This window comes from Nocardia sp. NPDC004722 (assembly GCF_053601505.1).
Genome location: NZ_JBSGBY010000891.1, coordinates 1 through 2502 on the forward strand (window position 1 = coordinate 1; position 2502 = coordinate 2502).

Annotated in this window: 3 protein-coding genes; all 3 read right to left on the reverse strand. The window is 69.4% G+C overall.

What is annotated here, in order from left to right:
- Nucleotides 1–259: ABC transporter permease (locus ACWELQ_RS43595; protein WP_452402835.1), on the reverse strand; the 259-nt coding region annotated here is incomplete at its 3' end.
- Entirely contained in the window at nucleotides 259–1032 is a 774-nt protein-coding gene (locus ACWELQ_RS43600) for an ABC transporter ATP-binding protein (RefSeq protein WP_452402836.1), read from the reverse strand. The genes ACWELQ_RS43595 and ACWELQ_RS43600, both read right to left, overlap by 1 nt.
- 99 nt (nucleotides 1033–1131) lie before the next feature.
- Nucleotides 1132–2502: protein kinase domain-containing protein (locus tag ACWELQ_RS43605; protein ID WP_452402837.1), on the reverse strand; the 1371-nt coding region annotated here is incomplete at its 5' end.

Consider the following 2502-nt stretch of genomic DNA (forward strand, 5'->3'; position numbering starts at 1 on the left):
CGTCCGCGTACGGGATGCCCACCGACTGCTGATACGGATTGTCCAGGGACTGGCCCTCTTTGGGCTGCACCCGCACATCCACCCCGGCCGCCTGACCGGCGAAGATATCGTCGAACGCGCGCTGCAGGGTGTCGGTGAACATGTAGGTGCCCGCGACGAACGCGGTGCCCAGCACCACCGACAGCACGGTCAGGAACAACCGGACCTTGTGCGCGGCGAGATTGCGCAAGGCGACCTTGCGCATCGGATTCGCAGCCATCAGAGCGTCTCCAGCGACTTCATCTTGTCGAGCACGGATTCCGCTGTCGGCTCCCGCAATTCATCGACGATCTGGCCGTCGGCGAGGAACACCACCCGGTCGGCGTAGGAGGCCGCGCGCGGATCGTGCGTCACGATCACCACCGTCTGACCGAATTCGTTGACCGCGGCGCGAAGGATGCTGAGCACCTCGCCGGAGGAATGCGAGTCCAGGTTGCCGGTCGGCTCGTCACCGAAGATGATGTCCGGCTTGCCCGCCAGCGCGCGGGCACACGCCACGCGCTGCTGCTGACCGCCCGACAGCTCGCTGGGCCGGTGGGTGAGGCGGTCGGTGAGGCCCAGCCGCTTGGTCACCGTGGACAGCCACTCCTCGTCGGGCTTGCGGCCCGCGATGTCCAGCGGCAGCGTGATGTTCTCCAGCGCGGTCAGCGTGGGAACCAGATTGAACGCCTGGAAGACGAAGCCGATGCGGTCGCGACGCAGCGCGGTCATCTGCTTGTCGGAGAGCCGGGTGAGATCCGTCTCACCGATGTGCACGGTGCCGGCGGTGGCGGAATCCAGCCCGGCCAGGCAGTGCATGAGCGTCGACTTGCCGGAGCCCGAGGGACCCATGATCGCCGTGAACTCGCCCTTCGCGAACTCGGCCGTCACCCCGTCCAGCGCGCGGACCTGCATATCGCCCGATCCGTAGAGCTTCACCAGGTCTGTCGCACGAGCGGCGACGGCGGCCGCACCCGGTTCGAGGGTGACGGGATCCGAGACGTTCGAAGTCATGATGTCCAGTGTGTCGAGGTTCGCGGACGGACGCCATCCGGGATCCCCCGGATGGGTGCGTCCTCACAGACTCCACATGAATTCCGGCCGCTGCCAGCCCTAATTGATGGGGGCGGCCTTCCACCACTGCAACAGTTGATCATCGGTGGTGAGCAGGGCCGTGCTGTACATCACGAAGGCGTGCTTGCTCTGCTTGTCCTTGGCGTCCTGCCCGGGATGGAACTCGGTCACCAGCCGCGGCCGCAGCAGCTGGCTGCCGCTGAGCTGATAGTTCGTATACCGGTTGCCGTGCGCCCGGACCTCCGAGCGGGTGCCGTTGAGCGCGTTGATCGCCTCGTCGGCGTCGGCCGCCGAGCGATACATGACGAAGCGGAAGGCCGGATGGCCCACGCTGCCCGCGCAATCCCAGGCCACGGTCCAATTGCCCAGGTCCGGGTCGCCCGCGCCGGTGTCGGGCGGGGGCGAGGAATGCTGGTAGGTGGTGCAGGCCGCGCCCTGATAGCCGGTCCCCGCGTTCGAGTCCGAGGTGGGATCCGAGGACGGCAGCATCTGCGGGAAACGCTCGCTGAGCACCGCCGCGTCGGCCCCGGAATGCTCGGGCAGACCGGCCGCGGGATCGGTGGTCTCGGTCACCGTGGGCTCGGGATCGTCGGTGGGCGGCGGGGGTTCGGCGGTGGTGGCCGGGGTGTGCGAGCGGCTGTTCTCGTCGAGCACGGACACGATCGCGGCGACCGCCGCCAGCGACAGCACCATGAGGGCGACCACGGTCAGCAGGCAGCCGCGCAGCCGCTTCTTCTTCTTGCGCGGGGGCGGCGGCGGGACCGGGCGGGCCGAACGCGGGACGCTCGGGGCCTGCGCCGGAGCCTGCCGGGTGTAGGCGGCGGTGCCCGGTCTCGTGTTCGGGGGCGTGGCCAGCGGTGCGACGGCGGTCGCCACCGGCGCGGAGGGCCGCGACGGCACGGAAGGCGTTGGGGCGAACGGCGAATGCGGCACCACCCGGGTGGTGGCCGCCGGATGCTCCAGCGCCTGCCGGGCGGCGTTCGCGAAGTCCGCGCACGAATCGAACCGGCCCTCAGGGTGTTTGGCCAGCGCACGCGCCAGCACCGCGTCCAGCGACTGCGGCAGACCCGGCCGCAGCGTGCTGACCGGCGGCACCGGCTGGTTCAGGTGGCCGTGGATGATGCCCACCGGGTGCTCGGCATTGAACGGCACATCACCGGTGAGCAGGCGGAACATGGTGCAGGCCAGCGAGTATTGGTCCGAACGCGCGTCCAGCGGCTGACCGGAGAGCTGCTCCGGGGAGGCGAAGGCCAACGTCGCGGTGAACGAACCAGTCTGGGTGAGCTTGGTGGCGTCGTCACGCAGCCGGGCAATGCCGAAGTCCGCCAGGAAGACCCGCTCCTCGCCGTCCGCGTACTCCAGCAGGATGTTGGCGGGCTTCACATCCCGGTGCAGCACGCCGCGGCGATG

Bases quoted from the DNA above. Each gene is read 5' to 3' on its own strand.
- ACWELQ_RS43600 (WP_452402836.1), bottom strand. From the start codon at position 1,032: ATGACTTCGAACGTCTCGGATCCCGTCACCCTCGAACCGGGTGCGGCC.